Source organism: Cognaticolwellia beringensis (assembly GCF_002076895.1).
Classification (GTDB): Bacteria; Pseudomonadota; Gammaproteobacteria; order Enterobacterales; family Alteromonadaceae; genus Cognaticolwellia; species Cognaticolwellia beringensis.
Genome location: NZ_CP020465.1, coordinates 3940948 through 3961942, shown reverse-complemented (window position 1 = coordinate 3961942; position 20995 = coordinate 3940948). Strand labels below are relative to the sequence as shown.

The following is a 20995-nucleotide window of genomic DNA, read 5'->3' as shown; positions in this document are numbered from 1 at the left end:
TTAAAGGCATTTTATCAAAGAATGTTGCAATTCTAGTCATAAAATCGACGGTAGGTTGTGAAGCGTGCATTGGAGTAATTTTCAGATATCCTAAAATGTCTGAGTCTGAAACATAAAATAACTATGCTACAGACTCAGATTACGAATACTTAAACTAAATCAAATATATTAAAGATAACATTCAGGCATTGGGATTTGTGCAACACCAGATTCTACAGCAGCTACGGCTACCGCCTTTGCCACATTGTGACAAAGTCTGGGGTCCATCGGACGAGGAATAATGTAGTTTTTGCCAAAGCTTAATGACTTTTCACCACTGGCTTTTAACACGCTTTCAGGTACTTCAGCTTTTGCTAACGTACGTATGGCGTGTACAGCGGCTATTTTCATTTCGTTATTTATTTTTCTTGCTCTAACGTCCAAAGCACCTCGAAAAATAAATGGGAAACACAGCACATTATTTACTTGGTTAGGATAGTCAGAACGACCTGTGGCCATAATTAAATCATCTCTAACTGAATGGGCAAGTTCAGGTTTAATTTCAGGATCAGGATTTGAACAAGCAAAAACAATAGGATTTGGCGCCATGGTTAATAATTGCTCTTTAGATAATAAGTTTGGTCCTGATACTCCAACAAACACATCAGCTTCAGCAATAGCATCATCAAGCGTACGTTTATCTGTATTATTAGCAAATAGCATTTTATATTCGTTAAGATCGCTACGGCGAGTGTGTACTACGCCTTTAGTGTCCAACATATATATTTTTTCACGTTTAGCACCACATTGAATAAGTAATTCCATACAAGCTATTGCCGCAGCACCCGCGCCCAAACAAACAATGACCGCATGTTCAATGTCTTTGCCTTGAATTTCTAAAGCATTGATCATAGCAGCACAAGTGACGATTGCCGTACCATGTTGGTCATCATGAAAAATTGGGATTTTACAGCGCTCTTGCAACGCTTTTTCAATAATAAAACAATCTGGCGCTTTTATGTCTTCAAGGTTAATACCACCAAAGGTGTCAGCAATACTGGCAACTGTATTAATGAATTCCTCTGGCGTTTTATGATTAACTTCTATATCAAATGAATCAATATTGGCAAACCTTTTAAAAAGTAGCGCTTTACCTTCCATCACAGGTTTAGAAGCCATTGGCCCCAAATTACCTAACCCTAAAACAGCACTACCATTTGATATAACAGCAACGGTATTTCCCTTACCTGTGTATTTATAAACATCATCAGGGTTTTCAGCTATTGCTCGGCAAGGTTCAGCAACGCCGGGGCTATAAGCTAATGACAAGTCTTCACTTGTTTCTGCAGCAGTAGTTATTTGAACGGCTATTTTACCGGGTGTTGGTTTGGCATGATAATCTAATGCACGTTGTTTAAAATCACTCATAATTGACCTTTAATTAAATGTAAAAATATAAATAAGTTCTTCAATAGTGTCACTCACTCAGTAAACAAGAAGGTAAGCATCTCGAGGGAACTATTGCGCTGATTTGTCTCGAAAATAAAAATATCGTGACGTAATGTTATGTATTTCTGTCAACGAGGTAATTACAAATAATGTTATTTTTATTTAAACAACATTGTTAGGTATTTTAGTCGTTATCTTAATTTTTCGTCTCAGCAGAATATCTTAATGACTGGCGAGAAATTTTCGTTATCGATAATGTTGACTAATTAAACATTTCAATAAAAATTACCGTGCTGAAGCTCAATTTTTTAAACTTTGCTTTAAACGTTCAAAGTAGTCATGAGATTAAATTTTAGCTAAGGTTTTAATAAAATCACAAATCATGACAGGTATGTCAATTTTTATTTTTCGTAAATTTATTCTTATTTACAATAAATAATTTACCGACAAACTAGAAGCTTGACACTAATGACAGCCTTTGATATCAAAGTATTAATCAATCATTACTTACATCAAATAAAGGCACTCAAAATGAACTTTAAATCATTTCACCCACCGCGCAGAATATTAATGGGTCCTGGCCCTTCAGACATCAGTCCAGAAGTTTTAGCTTCATTATCAAGACCTGCAATTGGTCATTTAGATCCTTTGTTTGTTGGTATGATGGACGAATTAAAAGCCTTACTACAGTATGCTTTTCAAACTAAAAATGAGTTCACTATTGCCCTGTCAGCGCCCGGTTCTGCTGGTATGGAAGCTTGTTTTGTTAACTTAGTCGAAGCAGGCGACAAGGTTATTGTTTGCCGAAATGGGGTGTTTGGTGACCGGATGATCCAAAACGTCAACCGTATTGGCGCAGAGGCCATTATAGTTGACTCTCCTTGGGGTCGAGCAGTTGAAGTTGACAAAGTAGAAGCCGCTTTAAAGGCTAATCCAGAGGCGAAATTTTTAGCCTTTGTTCACGCTGAAACCTCTACAGGTGCCTTATCAGATGCAGAAGCCTTATGTGCTCTAGCACAGCAACACGACTGTTTATCTATTGTTGACGCCGTTACATCACTAGGCGGTGTTGAGCTTAAAGTTGATGATTGGGGCATAGATGCTATTTATTCTGGTTCACAAAAATGTTTATCATGTGTACCGGGATTATCGCCTATTTCGTTTAGTGAAAAAGCGGTAAATGTTATTAAAAACCGTAAAACACAAATACAAAGTTGGTTTTTAGATCAATCACTTGTGATGAGTTATTGGTCTGGAGCAGGCAAACGCAGCTATCATCATACCGCGCCTGTTAACTCGCTATACGGCTTGCATGAATCATTAATACAACTACAAAATGAAGGCTTAGAAAACCGTTGGGCACGCCATCAAATCCAGCACGAAACTTTAGCGAAAGGCTTAGATAAGCTAGGTATCAAGTTCATTGTACCTAAAGAAGAACGCTTACCTCAGTTAAACGCTATCTACATCCCAGAAGGCATAGATGACGCAAAAGTAAGAAGCTATCTATTGAATGAGTACAACCTAGAAATAGGGGGTGGATTAGGTGATTTTGCAGGTAAAGCATGGCGCATTGGTTTGATGGGTTACACCGCTAGAAGCGAAAATGTAGCCCTATGTTTAACTACACTTGAAGACGCTTTAGCTCAACAAAAGTAGAAAATGTTAAATAAACATCTTTCACGATATGAAATCCAAAAGTGAGCTTAGATAGCGAATATAATTGATGTTCCGATTTCAGAACAAAAATTAAAAGCAAGAACTACTCAATTAGGAAAGCAATTAAGCCAGCCTTACCAAAATAAAGATAACTTGGTAAGGCTGGCTTATTAACAAGTTCTATCGTGTTTAAAACTAAATTAGCAGAAGCCATTAAGGTAGAAATACGGTTGTTTTTATAAACACGTTTAGTTGCTAGTGTTGGTATAAACTAAATAAATATATCGCCATTTACCCTACCACTTACCGTACATAGGCAAGACTGTACCGATATAATTAGCCAAATAAACAGTGTTTATTAACCCTTTTAAGTAACAATGAGAGTATTTAGACAGTCAAATAAACAAAGAGCCTAAATTAAATCAATAATTTAAGCTCTTTTTTAGCTTTTATTTTTCAAATTAATTTCATATAGTGAAAAGAATTAAAGAATTAACCTGTACTTTACTGTATTCCTTTCAATGGCCACCATTCGTAAAAATTAATAAGGCCAAAAGTCTTCAGAAAAATCAAAAATTAGCAACTTAGGCTTCAATTCCCCAACCATCCGTATACCCTTTAAACTGCGATACTATTTGCTCAAACTTAGCTTCCTGAGCAATAATTGCATCGTAAAGAGGAATTATTGTTATGGAACAATCTAAATGCCATATTTTTGGATTTTCATCAATGTGAACATGACAAATAAGATCAGGTGCTATTTCAGCAAGATATGCCGCCATAGCCGCTGCTTGTTCTGGTGTTTCAAATAAGTGAAAGAAAACGATAGTATGCATCACAGTTAAATCAATACCTGCCTTTTGCATTTCAAACAATACTTTACCGGTGTCATCTTTTGGGAAGTTCATATTACTCTTCAAAGCTATAAAATTAATGGCGGTATTATAAACGGCAATGTTTTAAATGAATAGAAAACAAAATATATTTAATGGTTGTAGTCGGCACCCCGACGCCAAACCAGCAAACAAACTCCAAGCCTGTCAATTTTGACTGATAATGCCTAAATAAATTCTACAGAAGAAATCAAAATCCCCTGACCCCATTGATTTTAAGTTAGTGTATGTGGGCTCTAGTTTAATAAATTGAACGGCTTGGAGCATATTTTACTGTCTGGCGTCGCGGTGGCGACAACACCCAGAGGGGCGTTACACGCCACAAAAGCCCCTCTGGACTCCCCGTGGTGCTTATTCAGCAAACTTATATATTGAATTATTAAAGAATAAACTCAGGAGAAGAAACAAACACCAAGTCTGCTTCATTAAACGCCGGAATGATGACCAATATTCACGTATCACTGGCATGGATGCCAGTGAAAGCGCTGTAGTGCAGGGATGCACGTTCAGCGCTGGTACGTCGAAGAATATTGGGCGTCATGGAGGAAACACGTTTAATGTTGCAGCGACGGGTGAGTCCAGAGAGGGTTCGGCGTTTAACCCTCTCTGGGTGTAGTCGGCACCCCGACGCCAAACCAGCAAACAAACTCCAAGCCTGTCAATTTAGAGTGAGTGTCCTTCTTATATTACCGAGACAACGTTAGATTAGCGTGCATTAAGCCTTAATGTGTATCTGACCCTACTTAATATCCATGGCTCCGATAAACATCGCACTTATCTAAATTCAGTTTCCATTGCTGTGATGGGATCAATAGTTTGTGAGTTCTATGGTGTAGTTATTTAGCAAACTGGTTTATTGAAATATTAAAGAATAAACACAACAGATAAACCAGACACCAAGTCTGCTTCATTAAACGCCGGAATGATGCCCAATATTCACGTATCACTGGCATGGATGCCAGTGAAAGTGCTGTTGGCACATGGATGTGCCATCAGCACTGGTACGTTGAAGAATATTGGGCATCATGGAGGAAACACGTTTAATGCAGCAGCGCCGAGGGAGTCCAGAGGGAGGTCGGCGTCAGCCTCCCTTTGGGTGTCGTCGCCACCGCGACAACGGTAGATTAGCGTGCATTAAGCCTTAATGTGTATCTGACCCTACTTAATAGGCACGCCGACGCCAAACCAGTAAACAAACTCCAAGCCATTAATTTAGAGTGAGTGTCCGTCTAATATTGAAAAATTATCGGATTGGAGTTTTAATTTTCTGCTTGGCGTCGCGGTGGCGACAACACGCAAGGGGGAGATAGACACAGATCTCCCCCTTGCATCCCCCACTGTGCCCTGCACAGCAAAACACTCCAACTGAATTTAGGCACGAAGTTTATTCCTGCCGAAAATCGTCCCTTCACACGGCAGTCTGCGCCATCCATGGCTCCGATAAACATCGCACTTATCTAAATTAAGTTTCCGTTGCTGTGATGGGATTTAGAGATCGCTGTAACAGCTGTTAAAGCTAAATCACTGAGAATAATTACTAACGAAGAAACAAACACTAAGTCTGCTTCATTAAACGCCGGAATGATGGCCAATATTCACGTATCACTGGCATGGATGCCAGTGAAAGCGCTGTAGTGCATGGATTATGTTTAGGATGAACGGTAAAGCGCGATGCCATGGATGGCAAGGAGCGCAGTGCGTTCAGCGCTAGTACGTCGAAGAATATTGAACGTCATGGAGGAAACACGTTTAATGCAGCAGCGCCGAGGGAGTCCAGAGGGAGGCCGGCGTCAGCCTCCCTTTGGGTGTCGTCGCCACCGCGACAACGGTAGATTAGCGTGCATTAAGCCTTAATGTGTATCTGACCCTACTTATACATAACTCAACCGCTTGGAGTTTTAATCTCTGCTTGGCGTCGCGGTGGCGACTACACGCAAGGGGGAGATAGACACAGATCTCCCCCTTGCATCCCCCACTGTGCCCTACACAGCAAAACACTCCAACTGAATTTAGGCACGATGTTTATTCCTGCCGAAAATCGTCCCTTCACACGGCAGTCTACGCCATCCATGGCTCCGATAAACATCGCACTTATCTAAATTAAGTTTCCGTTGCTGAGATGGGATCGGGAGTTTGTGAGTTCTATGGTGTAGTTCTTTAGCAAATCGGTTTATTGAAATATTAAAGAATAAACACAACAGATAAACCAGACGCCAAGTCTGCTTCATTAAACTCCGGAATGATGGCCAATATTCACGTATCACTGGCATGGATGCCAGTGAAAGCGATGTAGTACATGGATGTACGTTCAGCGCTGGTACGTCGAAGAATATTGGACGTCATGAAGGAAACAAGTTTAATGCAGCAGCGCCGAGGGAGTCCAGAGGGAGGTCGGCGTCAGCCTCCCTTTGGGTGTCGTCGCCACCGCGACGCCAAGCAGATAAATTAAACTCCAAGCAGTTAAGTTAGAGTCGGTGTCCTTCTAATTTTTCATATAACTTAAAGAAATAAGTTGCTAAGCTTATGATAATGAGAAAAGCAGTCGAAGGGATAACATGAATAATAAGCCAAGAATTTTTATTGGATCATCAAGTGATAGTATTGATATAGCTAACGCATGCAACGTCGCGTTAGACCGGTCAGCTGAAGTGTCAAATTGGCCGTATGCTTTTGACAAGGCAGGCAGTGATACTTTGAGTTCATTAATTACTAAGGCTGCTAATGTTGATTTTTCTTTATTTGTTTTCTCGCCCGATGATGTAATAACTGTTCGAGGCAATAATCACCCAAAAGTTAGAGACAATGTGCTTTTTGAATTAGGACTTTTTATTGGTTCAATAGGAAAAGAACGTTGTTTTATACTGAAACCTAGAAATATAGAGTTATATATCGCTAGTGACTTAGCTGGAATTAATACTTTAGATTTTGATGAAAGTAGAAGTGATACAAATTTAAATTGTGCGGTCAATGCTGCTTGTATAAAAATATCCGAGCAAATGGACCAACTTGGCAACATTAATAGAAGTTCAGCTACCGATAAATTGATGACACCCAAGATATCTAAAAGTGAATATTCTATTAATGATAAATCTCTCCGTTTGCTATCTGAACTACTTTCCACTCACACAAGTTCTACAAACGGCTTGTTCTTTTGGGATATTGAACAAAAGGCACTATCCTTTTCAGAAGCTCAACTCCAAATAGCCTTAATCAAATTAATACGAATTGGATACGTAGACCGAAACATCACTGAAGACAATAATGGAAATACAGGATTTGGTTTTACTATTACAAATAGTGGGATAGAGTATTTGTTAGAAAATGAAACTAGATTGGACAGTATTATTACCGCTGAGCTAAATGAAAAACAGCAATTCCAACAAAATCCTTTACAGTTTGGCAAGTATCGACAAAAATAAATATTATTTAAAAAGTCTTAAACCAAAAAACCCGCACTATCCATCAGAGAATGCGGGTTTTTATTAAGAATAACAGTTTGCAATCAAAAGCTGATTACCAACCTGTTTTCTCTTTAAGTGCTGAACCAATCTCAGCTAAAGAACGTACAGTTTTAACACCAGCCGCTTCTAATGCTGCGAATTTCTCATCAGCTGTACCTTTACCACCGGCGATAATCGCGCCAGCGTGACCCATACGCTTACCTTCTGGTGCAGTAACACCAGCAATGTAAGATACTACAGGTTTAGTAACGTGTGCTTTGATGTATTCCGCTGCTTCTTCTTCAGCTGTTCCACCAATTTCACCAATCATTACGATTGCTTCAGTTTGTGGATCGTTTTGGAACATTTCCAATACGTCGATGAAGTTAGTACCAGGGATAGGGTCACCACCAATACCTACACAAGTAGATTGGCCAAAACCAGCATCTGTAGTTTGTTTAACGGCTTCGTACGTAAGTGTACCAGAACGTGAAACAATACCTACTTTACCAGGCTTGTGAATGTGACCAGGCATGATACCAATCTTAGTTTCGCCAGGAGTAATAACACCTGGACAGTTAGGACCGATCATACGAACGCCAGATTGATCAAGCTTAGCTTTAACGTCAACCATATCTAAAGTTGGAATACCTTCAGTGATAGTAACGATAAGCTCGATGCCTGCATCAATAGCTTCTAAAATTGCATCTTTACAAAATGGTGCAGGAACATAGATAACTGTAGCTGTTGCGCCAGTTGCTTCTACTGCATCACGTACTGTATTGAATACTGGAAGGCCTAAATGCGTTTGACCGCCTTTACCTGGGCTTACGCCACCAACCATTTGTGTACCGTACTCAAGTGCTTGTTCTGAATGGAATGTACCTTGACCACCAGTGAAACCTTGACAGATTACTTTAGTATCTTTATTAATTAAGACAGACATTATTTGCCCTCCGCAGCTGCTACAACTTTAGTTGCTGCATCAGTTAATGACTCAGCAGCAATGATGTCTAAGCCAGATTTCTTAAGTACTTCACGACCTTCTTCAGCGTTTGTACCTTCTAAACGTACAACTACAGGCACTTGAACGCCTACATCTTTAACTGCAGCGATAATACCTTCAGCGATCATGTCACAACGTACGATGCCACCAAAGATGTTAACTAAAACAGCTTTAACGTTGTCGTCAGAAAGAATGATTTTGAATGCTTCAGATACACGCTCTTTAGTCGCCCCGCCGCCAACATCTAAGAAGTTAGCTGGCTTGCCGCCGTGTAAATTAACGATATCCATAGTACCCATTGCTAGGCCTGCACCGTTAACCATACAACCAACGTTGCCATCTAAAGCTACGTAGTTTAATTCAAAACGTGCTGCATGTGCTTCACGCTCATCTTCTTGAGATGGATCGTGAAATGCGCGCATTTTAGGTTGACGGTACAAAGCATTACCATCGATACCAATTTTGCCATCTAGACAGTGAAGATTACCTTCGTCAGTAATAACTAACGGATTGATTTCTAATAAAGCGAAATCGAAATCTTCAAACATTTGTGCAAGACCTAAAAAGATCTTAACAAATTGCTTCATTTGCGTTGGGTTTAAACCTAACTTGAAGCCTAATTCACGTGCTTGGTATGGTTGAGCACCAACTAGTGGATCAATTTCAGCTTGGTGAATTAACTCAGGAGTCTCTTCAGCAATCTTCTCAATGTCAACACCGCCTTCAGTAGAGGCCATGAATACTACTCTACGACTTGCACGGTCTACAACAGCACCAAGATACAATTCGTTAGCAATATCTGTACAGCTTTCTACTAAGATTTTAGCAACTGGCTGACCATGTTCGTCAGTTTGGTATGTAACTAAGTTTTTACCTAACCAGTTTTGCGCGAAATCTTTGATTTCTTGCTTGCTTTTAACTAGCTTAACACCGCCAGCTTTACCACGGCCACCCGCGTGTACTTGAGTTTTAACAACCCACATATCGCCGCCAATTTTGTCGGCAGCTTCGGCAGCTTCTTGAGCGGTATCGCAAGCGAAACCTTCAGAAACTGGTAAACCATATTCAGCGAATAATTGTTTCGCTTGATATTCATGCAAATTCATGGTGTTTTATCCATTTATCTGTAGATGAAAATGGCAATAATTATAATTATTACCATCGAAAAGAGTCGACCGATTATAGTACAAAAGCTCTAAAGAGCATAGTCCTTAGAGCCTAATACTATAGTCTAAATCAAACCAAATATTTCAATATTACTGCTTACTAGATGTTTAGTAACAAGCGTGTTGGATCTTCCAACAACTCTTTAATGGTTACTAAGAAACCTACAGATTCTTTACCATCAACTAAACGATGATCGTAAGAAAGTGCTAGGTACATCATAGGTAAAATTTCAACCTTTCCGTCAACCGCCATCGGGCGATCTTGGATTTTATGCATTCCTAAGATTGCCGCTTGTGGCAAGTTAAGAATAGGCGTTGAAATTAATGAACCAAAAACGCCGCCATTAGTGATAGTAAAGTTACCACCTTGCATTTCGTCCATGGTTAATTTTCCGTCACGACCTTTAATCGCTAATGAACGGATACCGTTTTCGATACCTGCCATGCTTAGCTGATCTGCATCACGTAATACCGGTGTAACTAAACCACGTGGTGTAGATACCGCAATCGAGATGTCGAAAAAGTTGTGATAAACAATGTCATCACCGTCAATTGACGCGTTAATTGCAGGGTAGCGTTTAAGCGCTTCAGTAACCGCTTTAACGTAGAACGACATAAAACCTAGACGGGTATCATGTGTTTTCTCGAATACGTCTTTATATTGGTTACGAAGATCCATTATTGGCTTCATGTTAACTTCGTTAAACGTCGTTAGCATCGCAGTAGAATTTTTCGCTTCTAATAAACGTGTCGCGATAGTTTTACGTAAACGCGTCATAGGTACGCGTTTTTGAGTACGCTCACCTAGTGCGGCAGTCGCTTGGGCTGCAGGCGCTGGCGCCGCTGCTTTTGCTGGTGCTGCTTTAGGTTTATTAGCTGCCGTTTCTACGTCTTCCTTAGAAATACGTCCGCCTTTACCGGTACCAACAACATCACTAGCCGTTAGACCTTTCTCAGTCATTAAACGACGCACTGATGGGCTAGCAAGCTCGTCAGAGCTAATCGCTTCTTCAGGAGACGCTGCAGGGGCTGAGTTTGCTGCAGCACCAACATTAAGTTCACCCAATTTTTGGTCGCCTAATACTGTATCGCCTTCAGCATGAATTATTTTACCAATTATACCATCAGCTTGTGCAACAACTTCTAAAACCACTTTGTCAGTTTCGATATCAACTAAGTTTTGATCAACAGTTACGGTATCGCCTGCAGCAACATGCCATGCAGCAACAGTCGCATCAGCAACTGATTCAGGCAGTACTGGTACGACAATATCAATCACTTTAGCTGAATCGCCTGATGCTTTAGGCGCACTGGCAGTAGTTTCTGCTTCTGCTTTTGCTGGTGCCGCTTCATTACTTTTACTTTCAGGAGCTGCAGCTTCGCTTTCACCTTCAGACAAAATAGCAATAACTTGCTCGCCTAAAACCGTAGCGCCTTCAGCTTGAGATATATCAGTAATAACGCCATCTGATGTAGCCGGTACTTCAAGTACCACTTTGTCAGTTTCGATATCAACTAATACTTGATCGCGAGATACTTTATCGCCAACTTGTACGTGCCAAGTTGCTATAGTTGCATCAGCAACTGATTCAGGTAAAACGGGAACCTTAATTTCGGTTGTCATTTATAATATTCCTTACACACTCTTAATTAATCTCTTTATAAAAAAGAGGGTCTATTCTACATTAAGCGCGTCATGAACTAGCGCTTGTTGCTCTTTAACATGAACTGACATATAACCTACAGCCGGTGCCGCCGAAGCGTTACGACCTGCATATGTCAAATAAGTATTATCAGGGATAGCCGCTCTAAAGTGATGCTGTGAACAGTACCAAGCACCCTGGTTTTGCGGTTCTTCCTGACACCAAACGAATTGCTTAACATGCTGATATTTTGCAATTTCAGCTTTTAGCTCTTCTTCTGGGAATGGATATAATTGTTCGACACGAACGATAGCAACATTCGTTTGCTCATTCTTACGACGTTGATCGAGTAGTTCGTAATAAACTTTACCACTACAGAACACTACACGTTCAACACTGTCAGCATCAAGTTCGTCAACTTCACCAATTACATTATGGAAAACACCAGTAGATAGCTCTTCTAATGAAGAAACTGCCATCGGGTGACGCAATAATGATTTAGGCGACATAACAACCAATGGACGACGCATAGGACGCACCACTTGACGACGCAACATGTTAAATACTTGCGCTGGGGTTGTAGGGACACAAACTTGCATGTTGTGATCGGCACAAAGCTGTAAAAATCGTTCCAAACGGGCTGACGAATGCTCTGGGCCTTGACCTTCATAGCCATGCGGTAACAACATAGTTAAGCCACATAAACGGCCCCACTTCTGTTCACCTGAACTGATAAATTGGTCAAATACCACTTGTGCACAGTTAGCGAAATCACCAAATTGTGCTTCCCAAATAGTTAATCCACTTGGCTCTGCTGTTGTGTAACCATATTCAAACGCTAATACTGACACTTCTGATAACACTGAGTCATGCACATCAAAAGGACCTTGTCCTTCGCGAATGTTTTGCAATGGTAAATAACGACTTGCGTCATCTTGACTATGTAAAACAGCGTGACGATGGAAAAAAGTACCACGACCAGAGTCTTGACCGGTAAGACGAACACGTTTACCTAAATCAACAATTGATGCATAAGCTAAATTTTCTGCCATGCCCCAATCAAGCAGCTTTTCACCGCTGGCCATTTTGACACGATCGTCATAAATTTTGTTTACACGATTATGAACATGATAATCTTCTGGAATAGTTGAAATTTTACCAGCGAGTTCTTTTAACTTCTCAAGTGAAATTTCTTTATCATAATCGTCATCCCAGTTATGGCCAATATAAGGTGACCAGTCAACAGAATGTTCTGTCATCGGACGCCATTGTTCAACCGTACACTGGCCTTCATCAAGCAATTTACGATAATAAGCAGTTAACTCATCAGTCTTAGCTTTATTAAGTGAGTTTTCAGCGTTAAGTTTATCAGCATAAAGTTGACGTGGTGTCGGATGCTTCTTAATTTTTTTGTACATAAGTGGCTGAGTAGCACTAGGCTCATCGGCTTCATTATGACCATGACGACGGTAACAAACTAAATCGATCACCACATCACGTTTAAATTCGTTACGGTAATCAAGCGCAATTTGCGTTGCTAAGATCACTGCTTCTGGGTCATCCCCATTAACATGAAGAATAGGTGCTGATACCATTTTGGCGACTTCAGTACAGTATTCACCACTACGCGTATCTTCTGAACTTGATGTCGTAAAGCCAACTTGATTGTTAACGACTATACGAATAGTACCGCCAACTTTAAATGCCCTTGCTTGCGACATATTAAAAGTTTCTTGTACAACACCCTGACCAGCTATTGCCGAATCACCATGAATAGTGATTGGTAAGACTAAATCGCCTTCGCTGCATTCGCGTCGATCAAGTCGAGCACGAACGCTACCGATAACCACTGGGTTAACAATTTCAAGATGCGATGGGTTAAATGCTAATGCCAAATGAACAGTGCCACCTGGAGTCACAAAGTCAGACGAATAACCTTGGTGATATTTAACATCGCCAGAAGATAAAATTTCGTCATGCTTGCCACCGAATTCATCGAAAAGCTTTGATGGGTTTTTACCCATAACATTAACCAGCACATTCAAACGACCCCGATGAGCCATTCCTATAACAACTTCTTTGGCGCCTTGCGAACCAGCACGCGTGATCAGTTGTTTCAACATAGGAACTAGCGAGTCACCGCCTTCAAGAGAGAAACGTTTTGCACCCGGGAACTTAGCCCCTAAGTACTTTTCAAGTCCATCAGCCGCAACTAAGTCCTTAAATATTTCTGCTTTATCTTCAACGCTCAGTACCGCTTGTGACTGCACTGACTCAAGACGTTGTTGTAACCAACGCTTTTCATCAGTAGAGTTGATATGCATATATTCAGCACCAATAGAACCACAATAAGTAGTTTTCAGCGCTTTATATAACTCACCAAGCTTCATTGATTCTTGGCCTATCGCCAATGAGCCAACGTTAAACTCTCGATCAAAATCATTTTCTGAAAGTTCATGGTGAGATAATTGCAGGTCACGTACTTTGTCACGTTGCCATAACCCTAATGGGTCAAGGTTAGCATTTTGATGTCCGCGAAAACGAAAAGCATTAATCAGCTGTAAAACTTTTACTTGCTTAGCGTCACTGCCACCTGAAACAACCACGGTTTTTTGTGTTTGTTGGGCTAGCTCTTTAAATTCATTGCGGATTTCAGAATGCCGATATTCAACGTCAGCACCTTCAATTTTAGGAAGTTGTTGGAAAATACCTCGCCACTCTGCAGTAACAGATTGTGAGTTATTCAGATAAGATTCGTATAATTCTTCAATATAAGCAGCGTTTGCACCACTTAAATGGGAAGACTCTATCCAAGTCTTCATAGCACCTTCGGGCATTGCCTGTTCCTTTATGGGATAAAAGCAATCAAAAGATATGTTTAAGTTAACATAATCGAGCATCTTATTTTAAGATGCTCGACTAATTAATTTAAACCGCTCTGGTTAGCAACATTGACTTAATATGGCCAATGGCTTTGGTTGGGTTTAATCCTTTCGGACAAACATCAACACAGTTCATGATACCGTGACAACGAAATACGCTGTAAGCATCTTGTAAATCATCTAAACGTTCTTCTGTTGCGGTATCACGGCTATCGATAAGAAAACGATAAGCATGTAATAAACCCGCTGGACCGATAAACTTATCAGGATTCCACCAGAAAGAAGGACAAGATGTAGAACAACAAGCACATAAAATACATTCGTATAGCCCATCTAATTTTTCACGTTCTTCGATAGATTGCAAATGTTCGCGTGCAGGTTGTTCTTTACCATCATTAATCAGGTAAGGTCTGATTTTTTCATATTGATTATAAAACTGTGTCATATCAATAATTAAATCACGTACTACAGGTAAACCTGGTAATGGGCGTAACACAATTTTATTTGCTGGAACAGCAGATAAAGGCGTGATACAAGCCAAACCGTTTTTACCATTCATATTCAAACCGTCAGAGCCACAAACACCTTCACGACATGAACGACGGAATGAAAGACTAGAATCTTGCTCTTTCAGCAAAATTAACGCGTCTAGTACCATCATGTCTGAGCCTTCTGGAATTTCCAGCTCATAATCTTTCATGTAAGGTTTGTTATCAACATCAGGGTTGTAACGGTAAATTGAAAAAATTTGTTTCATCACAACGCTCCTAGTAAGTTCTTGCTTTCGGTGGGAAAGCTTCACGGTGAACCGGGCTCATGTTAACAGAGCGTTTGCTCATGTCTTCAGTCGCAGGTGAGTAAATTGAATGACATAACCAATTTTCATCATCACGTGATTGGAAATCTTCACGAGCATGTGCGCCACGAGATTCCGTACGGAAATTAGCTGCTTTAGCGGTACAAAAAGCTGTTTCCATTAAGTTGTCTAATTCTAAACACTCAATTCTGTGGGTGTTAAACTCAGAAGACTTATCATCTAAATGTGCATTTTGAAGACGTTCACGGATTTCCGTAAGTTCTTTCATGCCTTGTGCCATTGCTTCACCTTCACGGAATACCGAGAAGTTAAATTGCATACATTTTTGAAGGTCTTTACGAATTTGAACTGGATCTTCACCACTTGTTGAAGATTCCCAACGATTCGTGCGAGCTAAAGAGGCTTCTAAATCAGATTCAGTTGCATCTTTACCGCTTTGCGTTTCACTTAAGTATGTACCTAAGAAATTACCCGCTGCACGACCAAATACCACCAAATCAAGTAATGAGTTACCACCTAAACGGTTAGCTCCATGCACAGATACGTTTGCGATTTCACCAACAGCAAATAAGCCATCGATGATATTTTCTTCGCCCGTTTCTGGATTGAAGTGAATCGCTTGACCGTTAACATTACAAGGCACGCCGCCCATCTGATAATGACAAGTTGGTATAACAGGGATAGGCTCAATAGCAGGATCAATGTGAGCAAACGTTTTCGATAAATCACAAACGCCTGGTAAACGTTTTTCTAACGTTTCACGACCCAAATGATCAAGTTTAAGTTTAAGATGAGGACCTAATGGACCGTCAAAACCGCGACCTTCACGAATTTCTGTCATCATTGAACGTGCAACAACATCGCGACCGGCTAAATCTTTAGCATTCGGCGCATAACGTTCCATGAAACGTTCGCCGTCTTTGTTAAGAAGGTAACCACCTTCTCCACGACAACCTTCAGTCACTAACGTACCAGCACCCGCTATACCTGTTGGGTGGAACTGCCACATTTCCATATCTTGCATTTGTACGCCAGCGCGAAGCGACATACCAACACCGTCACCGGTATTAATGTGAGCATTAGTTGTTGAAGCAAAGATACGACCAGCGCCACCTGTTGCTAAAACAGTTGCACGGGCTTTAAAGTAAACAATCTCGCCAGTTTCAATACAAATTGCGGTAGTACCCACAACAGCACCATCACTGTTTTTAACTAAATCTAAGGCATACCATTCAGAATATACGTTAGTTTTGTTTTTAACGTTCTGCTGATATAAACAATGTAGCAATGCATGACCGGTACGGTCAGCTGCTGCTGCTGTACGCGCAGCTTGTTCGCCACCAAAGTTCTTAGATTGACCACCAAATGGACGTTGGTAAATTTTACCTTCTTCCGTACGAGAGAATGGTAAACCCATTTTCTCTAATTCGATGATAGATTCTGGCCCTGTTTTACACATATATTCAATAGCGTCTTGGTCACCGATATAATCGGAACCCTTAACGGTATCGTACATGTGCTGTTCCCAATGATCTTCATGAGCATTACCCAAGGCAACAGTTATACCGCCTTGTGCTGATACCGTATGAGAACGAGTAGGAAAGACTTTTGAAATCAAAGCACAAGATTTGCCTGACTCCGATATTGCTAAGGCAGCGCGCATACCTGCACCACCTGCGCCAATGACAATGGCGTCGAATTCACGAATTGGAACGCTCACTTACACACCCCACACAGTTAATAGGCCTGCTGCAAAGTATACGAGCAACAAAACAGAAAAGAAAAATTGTAAACCACCGCGTAATAGCGCTGGTTTTATGTAATCAGAAAGTACTTGCCATACACCAATCCATGCATGAATTAACAACGCAAGAATGGCTAAAATGGTAAAGACTTTAGTGCAAATATTGCCAAAGAATGCCTGCCAAATTTCAAAAGTCACATCGGGTGTTGTAACGAAGAAACCAACAAGAAAAAAAGTGTACAGTGCTAAAATAATGGCACTGGCACGAATAAGAATAAAATCATGTACGCCACTACGGCCTACTGTTGCTGCATTATTTACCATAATCGAACTCCTACTACTACAGTAAGCACCAACCAAAGTGCGATAATAAGTTTTGCCGTAGCATTACCAGAAGCTAGCTCTTCAAAATAGCCTAAATCCATTAATAAGTGACGGATACCGCCAAGTAAGTGATAGATAAGAGCAGAAAGCGTACCCAGGATAATTATTTTGAAGAATACACCATCAAGTAATGACTCTACTTGTGTGAAACCTTCAATAGAAGATAGTGATAAAGAAAGCGTCCACAATAAAATACCAATAGCAAATACCATGATCACACCGGATACTCGGTGTAATATCGATGCATTAGCTGCTGCATGCATTTTAATTGTTGACAAATCTAGGTTTACAGGACGTTGTTTTTTCACGATTGTTGCCTAAGGAGCTCTTAGAGCCTTCAACTTATTTTTTTTACGCTACCTAACTCATTTATTAAAGCTAGATAACCCCCCTCCGATTTAAATTAAATTTTAATCTTTAAAAAAAAATGCAAAATATAATTCAGATCGGCCTGATTATATAGGTGAAAATCATTAATTACAATTTTCTTCCCGACAAGTTTTAGCCAATTATCAAGGCTTACGACTAATTATCAACCATACTTTACAAAAATTGATTCCGACATATAACTTTAGTCTAAGTACTTAACAAACGAATTGACTTTTAGGGGGTGATCTGAAGTAGAATAGCGTCAGTTTAATATTCACAAAAATTGACTAAACATCTCGTTTTAACAATTTTCAAGATAAATAAATCTTAATGGGGAAATAACATATGGCTGATTTGAAAGCCTCTCTTAGTATCGATGGAAAAGTAATAGCTGACTTGCCAATTCTTAAAGGCACTGCTGGTAACGATGTGATAGATATTCGTACACTTGGTAGTGCAGGCTATTTCACCTATGACCCAGGATTTTTAGCTACAGCGTCTTGTGAATCTGCAATCACCTTCATTGATGGTGATAAAGGTGTATTACAGCACCGCGGTTATCCTATCGATAGCCTTGCAAAACAAGCAGATTATTTAGAAGTTTGTTATATTTTATTAAATGGTGATGCGCCAACTAAAGCGCAATATGAAGATTTTACCAACACCATTACTAACCACACTATGGTACATGAAAAATTAGTCCACTTTTTTCATGGTTTTTTACCTGATGCACATCCAATGGCTATGCTTTGTGGTGTTGTTGGCGCACTTTCTTCGTTCTACCACAGTGACCTAGATATTCATGCACCAGACCAACGTATGCGTAGTGCACATCGTCTAATTGCGAAAATGCCAACGATAGCGGCTATGGCGTACAAATACAGCATCGGACAACCTTTTGTTTACCCTCGTAACGACTTAACTTATGCAGAAAATTTCTTGCATATGTTGTTCTCTGTTCCAGCAGAAGAGTACGTTGTTAGCCCGACAGTTGCTCGTGCTATGGACCGTATTTTTACGCTACATGCAGACCACGAGCAAAACGCTTCAACGTCTACAGTGCGTTTAGCTGGTTCATCTGGCGCGAACCCTTATGCATGTATCGCAGCTGGTGTTGCATCACTTTGGGGCCCAGCACATGGCGGCGCAAACGAAGCATGTTTAACGATGCTTGAAGAAATAGGTTCGTTAGATAGAGTTGACGAATTTGTTGCTAAAGCAAAGGATAAAGCTGACCCGTTCCGCTTAATGGGCTTTGGCCATCGTGTTTATAAAAACTTCGATCCTCGTGCTACTGTAATGCGTGAAACTTGTCATGAAGTATTGACTGAGTTAGGTATACAAGATCCATTACTTGACGTAGCAATGGCGCTTGAAAAAGTAGCGCTTGAAGACCCTTATTTCATTGAGAAAAAATTATACCCTAACGTTGATTTTTATTCAGGCATCATCTTAAAAGCTATTGGTATTCCAACCAATATGTTCACAGTGATATTTGCCATGTCTCGTACTGTAGGTTGGATTGCACATTGGGATGAGATGCTAGGTCAAGCAGGACAAAAAATTGGTCGTCCACGTCAAAAGTATACTGGCGAAATTGATCGTAAATTTATTCCTTTGAGTGAGAGATAAGTAGGTTTTATTTAGTTAGCTAACTTCTTATTTTGGATATCAAAAGGCAACCACTTGGTTGCCTTTTTCTATTTCACATGTTGCCAATTAGCAGCATATAAATTGACTTATACCAATTAAATTAATTAAGTGATCTACTTTTTCATGAGGAAAAATAGATAATGACCAGGCATAAAATTTAGTCAGTAGTTATGCTACTTATAAATTTTTATAACGCCGTCATTATTAATTTTAACCATTACAAATGAGCAGTTAATTAATCAACTTGGTATTAAACCTCGGTTAGTCGTTATAAATAAAGGGATAAACTCCTGTACATTAGTGTTAAAAACACTATATTGTTACAGCGATTTTTATAAACTCCTCCAATCGGTATTATATCTGTGCTTGAACATATTTTAATCGTCCATGAGAGCCGCTTAGTGCGCGAGGCTCTTGCTAAAATCTTACTGTCATGTGGTGTTAGTAAAACCGCAATTGCTTGCATTGAGAATGCCGATGACGCTATAGAGTATGCCCAGTTTGCAGCGATTAGTTTATTAATATGTGCTGATAATTTAACCACCGAAAATAGCTTAAACTTTCGTGATGAGTTAGCAAAAGCATCAAATAAAACTCAGCTTCCGTTGATGATTCTGTCACATAGAATTGATGACAATAAATTAGAACAAGCAGCAACAGACCACAATAAAAAATGTCCGGTGAGCAATAGTATTTGTCTGTCTCCTCCATTTAAAAAGCAACATGTCGTTAGTGCCTTATTTGAATTAACGCAAGATAAACTATTTGCCAATTATATAAATGAGGACAGCACTAACGATAAGTTGTCAAAACTCCCTGTTAACGAAGCTTCCGAGTTACTTGAACAAAAACCAACCATTCTTGTGGTTGACGATGAAAGCAGTAATATTGATGTTGCAGCAGGAAATTTGCGTAATCTTTACCGCGTAATGGCGGCAAAATCAGGCGAGCACGCGTTAAAAATAGTTGCGAATAACAAACATAATATTAGACTGATTTTACTTGATATTATGATGCCGACGATGGATGGTTATCAAGTTTGTGAAATGCTCAAAGCAGATCATGAAACTGCTAATATTCCGGTAATATTTCTCAGTGCAAAAGCACTTGTAGAGGATATAAAATACGGTTTTGACTTAGGTGCTGTAGATTATATAACAAAACCTTTAAATGGCGATTTACTCCGTGCCAGGGTCGCCACTCACATTAGGCTGCAACAGCAAAAGATCGCCTTAACTACACAAGTCGCTACTCTTAAAGAAAATGCTAAATTACGTGAAGACATCGAGAAAATTACCCATCACGATTTGAAAGCACCACTCAATAATATTTTGTTTGAGACTTACCGCTTAACAGATAAAAGTGCAGCTAAATCAATTAATCGTGCGGTACACAATGTGGTTAATATGGTCAATAACTCTCTGAATGTATACAAAATAGAGCAAGGAATTTATACATTAAAACCACAATCAACCAACTTAATTGTGTTAATAAACGATGCTATGAATGCGGTATCAACCCTTAGTAATGAGAAAAACATCCAGTTTGCCTTAAGCGGTTTTGAGACTGAACATGCTATTATGGCAGAGCCTTTACTTTGCTTATCAATTTTCAATAATTTGATCAAGAATGCTGTAGAAGCCTCACCGGACAATCAAACCATCGCCATGGTAATAACACGTAATAAAAGCTATATAAGCTTTCAGTTAACTAACCGCGGGGTGATTCCTAAGCACATGCGCCAACGGTTATTTGAAAAATACAGTAGCTCTAATCATAATACTGGTACAGGATTAGGTACTTATTCAGCTAAGCTAATGACTCAAGTACAACATGGGCAAATATCTTTTAATATTATTGATGAGCAGCAAACACAGTTTATTGTCAAACTACCTGCTGCATAATATTATG

The 20995-nt window shown here is 39.8% G+C and carries 14 protein-coding genes; 4 read left to right on the top strand and 10 right to left on the bottom strand.

From position 1 onward, the window contains the following. Positions 1-168 precede the first annotated feature (168 nt). On the bottom strand, positions 169-1407 hold the full coding sequence (locus B5D82_RS16660; RefSeq protein WP_081153116.1) for a malic enzyme-like NAD(P)-binding protein: 1239 nt from the start codon (positions 1405-1407) through the stop codon (positions 169-171). A 552-nt stretch (positions 1408-1959) separates the two neighbouring features. Between B5D82_RS16660 and B5D82_RS16655 the strand changes: the two genes are divergently transcribed. Further along, positions 1960-3087, top strand: a complete 1128-nt coding sequence (locus tag B5D82_RS16655) for a pyridoxal-phosphate-dependent aminotransferase family protein (RefSeq protein ID WP_094122889.1) — start codon at positions 1960-1962, stop codon at positions 3085-3087. A 584-nt stretch (positions 3088-3671) separates the two neighbouring features. Here B5D82_RS16655 and B5D82_RS16650 read toward each other — a convergent pair. Further along, positions 3672-3995, bottom strand: a complete 324-nt coding sequence (locus B5D82_RS16650; RefSeq protein WP_081153113.1) for a ribonuclease E inhibitor RraB — start codon at positions 3993-3995, stop codon at positions 3672-3674. Between the two features lie 2540 nt (positions 3996-6535). Between B5D82_RS16650 and B5D82_RS16645 the strand changes: the two genes are divergently transcribed. Next, a complete protein-coding gene (locus B5D82_RS16645; RefSeq protein WP_081153112.1) occupies positions 6536-7399 on the top strand; it encodes a TIR domain-containing protein in 864 nt (287 codons plus the stop codon). 94 nt (positions 7400-7493) lie between these two features. Here the strand turns inward: B5D82_RS16645 and sucD are convergent, their stop codons facing one another. From sucD to sdhC, 8 genes are all read right to left on the bottom strand, one after another. After that, positions 7494-8366 carry a succinate--CoA ligase subunit alpha gene (gene sucD / locus B5D82_RS16640; RefSeq protein ID WP_081153110.1) on the bottom strand — a complete coding sequence of 291 codons (873 nt, stop codon included), beginning with the start codon at positions 8364-8366 and terminating at the stop codon, positions 7494-7496. After that, positions 8366-9532: an ADP-forming succinate--CoA ligase subunit beta gene (gene sucC, locus B5D82_RS16635; RefSeq protein ID WP_081153108.1), complete on the bottom strand. Its 1167-nt coding sequence runs from the start codon at positions 9530-9532 to the stop codon at positions 8366-8368. The genes sucD and sucC overlap by 1 nt, the downstream gene beginning before the upstream one ends. A gap of 160 nt (positions 9533-9692) precedes the next feature. Next, complete coding sequence (gene odhB, locus B5D82_RS16630) at positions 9693-11216, bottom strand: 2-oxoglutarate dehydrogenase complex dihydrolipoyllysine-residue succinyltransferase (RefSeq protein ID WP_081153107.1); 1524 nt, start codon at positions 11214-11216, stop codon at positions 9693-9695. Positions 11217-11267: 51 nt separating this feature from the next. Continuing rightward, complete coding sequence (locus B5D82_RS16625) at positions 11268-14072, bottom strand: 2-oxoglutarate dehydrogenase E1 component (protein WP_081153105.1); 2805 nt, start codon at positions 14070-14072, stop codon at positions 11268-11270. A 91-nt stretch (positions 14073-14163) separates the two neighbouring features. After that, the gene (locus B5D82_RS16620) at positions 14164-14874 is read right to left on the bottom strand and encodes a succinate dehydrogenase iron-sulfur subunit (RefSeq protein WP_081153103.1); all 711 of its coding nucleotides are present in this window, start codon (positions 14872-14874) and stop codon (positions 14164-14166) included. 10 nt (positions 14875-14884) lie between these two features. Further along, the gene (gene sdhA, locus B5D82_RS16615; protein ID WP_081153102.1) at positions 14885-16654 is read right to left on the bottom strand and encodes a succinate dehydrogenase flavoprotein subunit; all 1770 of its coding nucleotides are present in this window, start codon (positions 16652-16654) and stop codon (positions 14885-14887) included. Next, positions 16655-17002: a succinate dehydrogenase, hydrophobic membrane anchor protein gene (sdhD, locus tag B5D82_RS16610; RefSeq protein WP_081153100.1), complete on the bottom strand. Its 348-nt coding sequence runs from the start codon at positions 17000-17002 to the stop codon at positions 16655-16657. Next, positions 16996-17370 carry a succinate dehydrogenase, cytochrome b556 subunit gene (gene sdhC, locus B5D82_RS16605; RefSeq protein WP_081153098.1) on the bottom strand — a complete coding sequence of 125 codons (375 nt, stop codon included), beginning with the start codon at positions 17368-17370 and terminating at the stop codon, positions 16996-16998. The genes sdhD and sdhC overlap by 7 nt, the downstream gene beginning before the upstream one ends. 406 nt (positions 17371-17776) lie before the next feature. On the opposite strand from sdhC, the gene B5D82_RS16600 reads away from it, so the two are divergent. Continuing rightward, positions 17777-19063, top strand: coding sequence for a citrate synthase (locus B5D82_RS16600; RefSeq protein ID WP_081153097.1), 1287 nt, complete (start codon positions 17777-17779; stop codon positions 19061-19063). 383 nt (positions 19064-19446) lie between these two features. Then, a complete protein-coding gene (locus B5D82_RS16595) occupies positions 19447-20988 on the top strand; it encodes a hybrid sensor histidine kinase/response regulator (protein ID WP_081153096.1) in 1542 nt (513 codons plus the stop codon). The last annotated feature ends 7 nt before the right edge of the window (positions 20989-20995 follow it).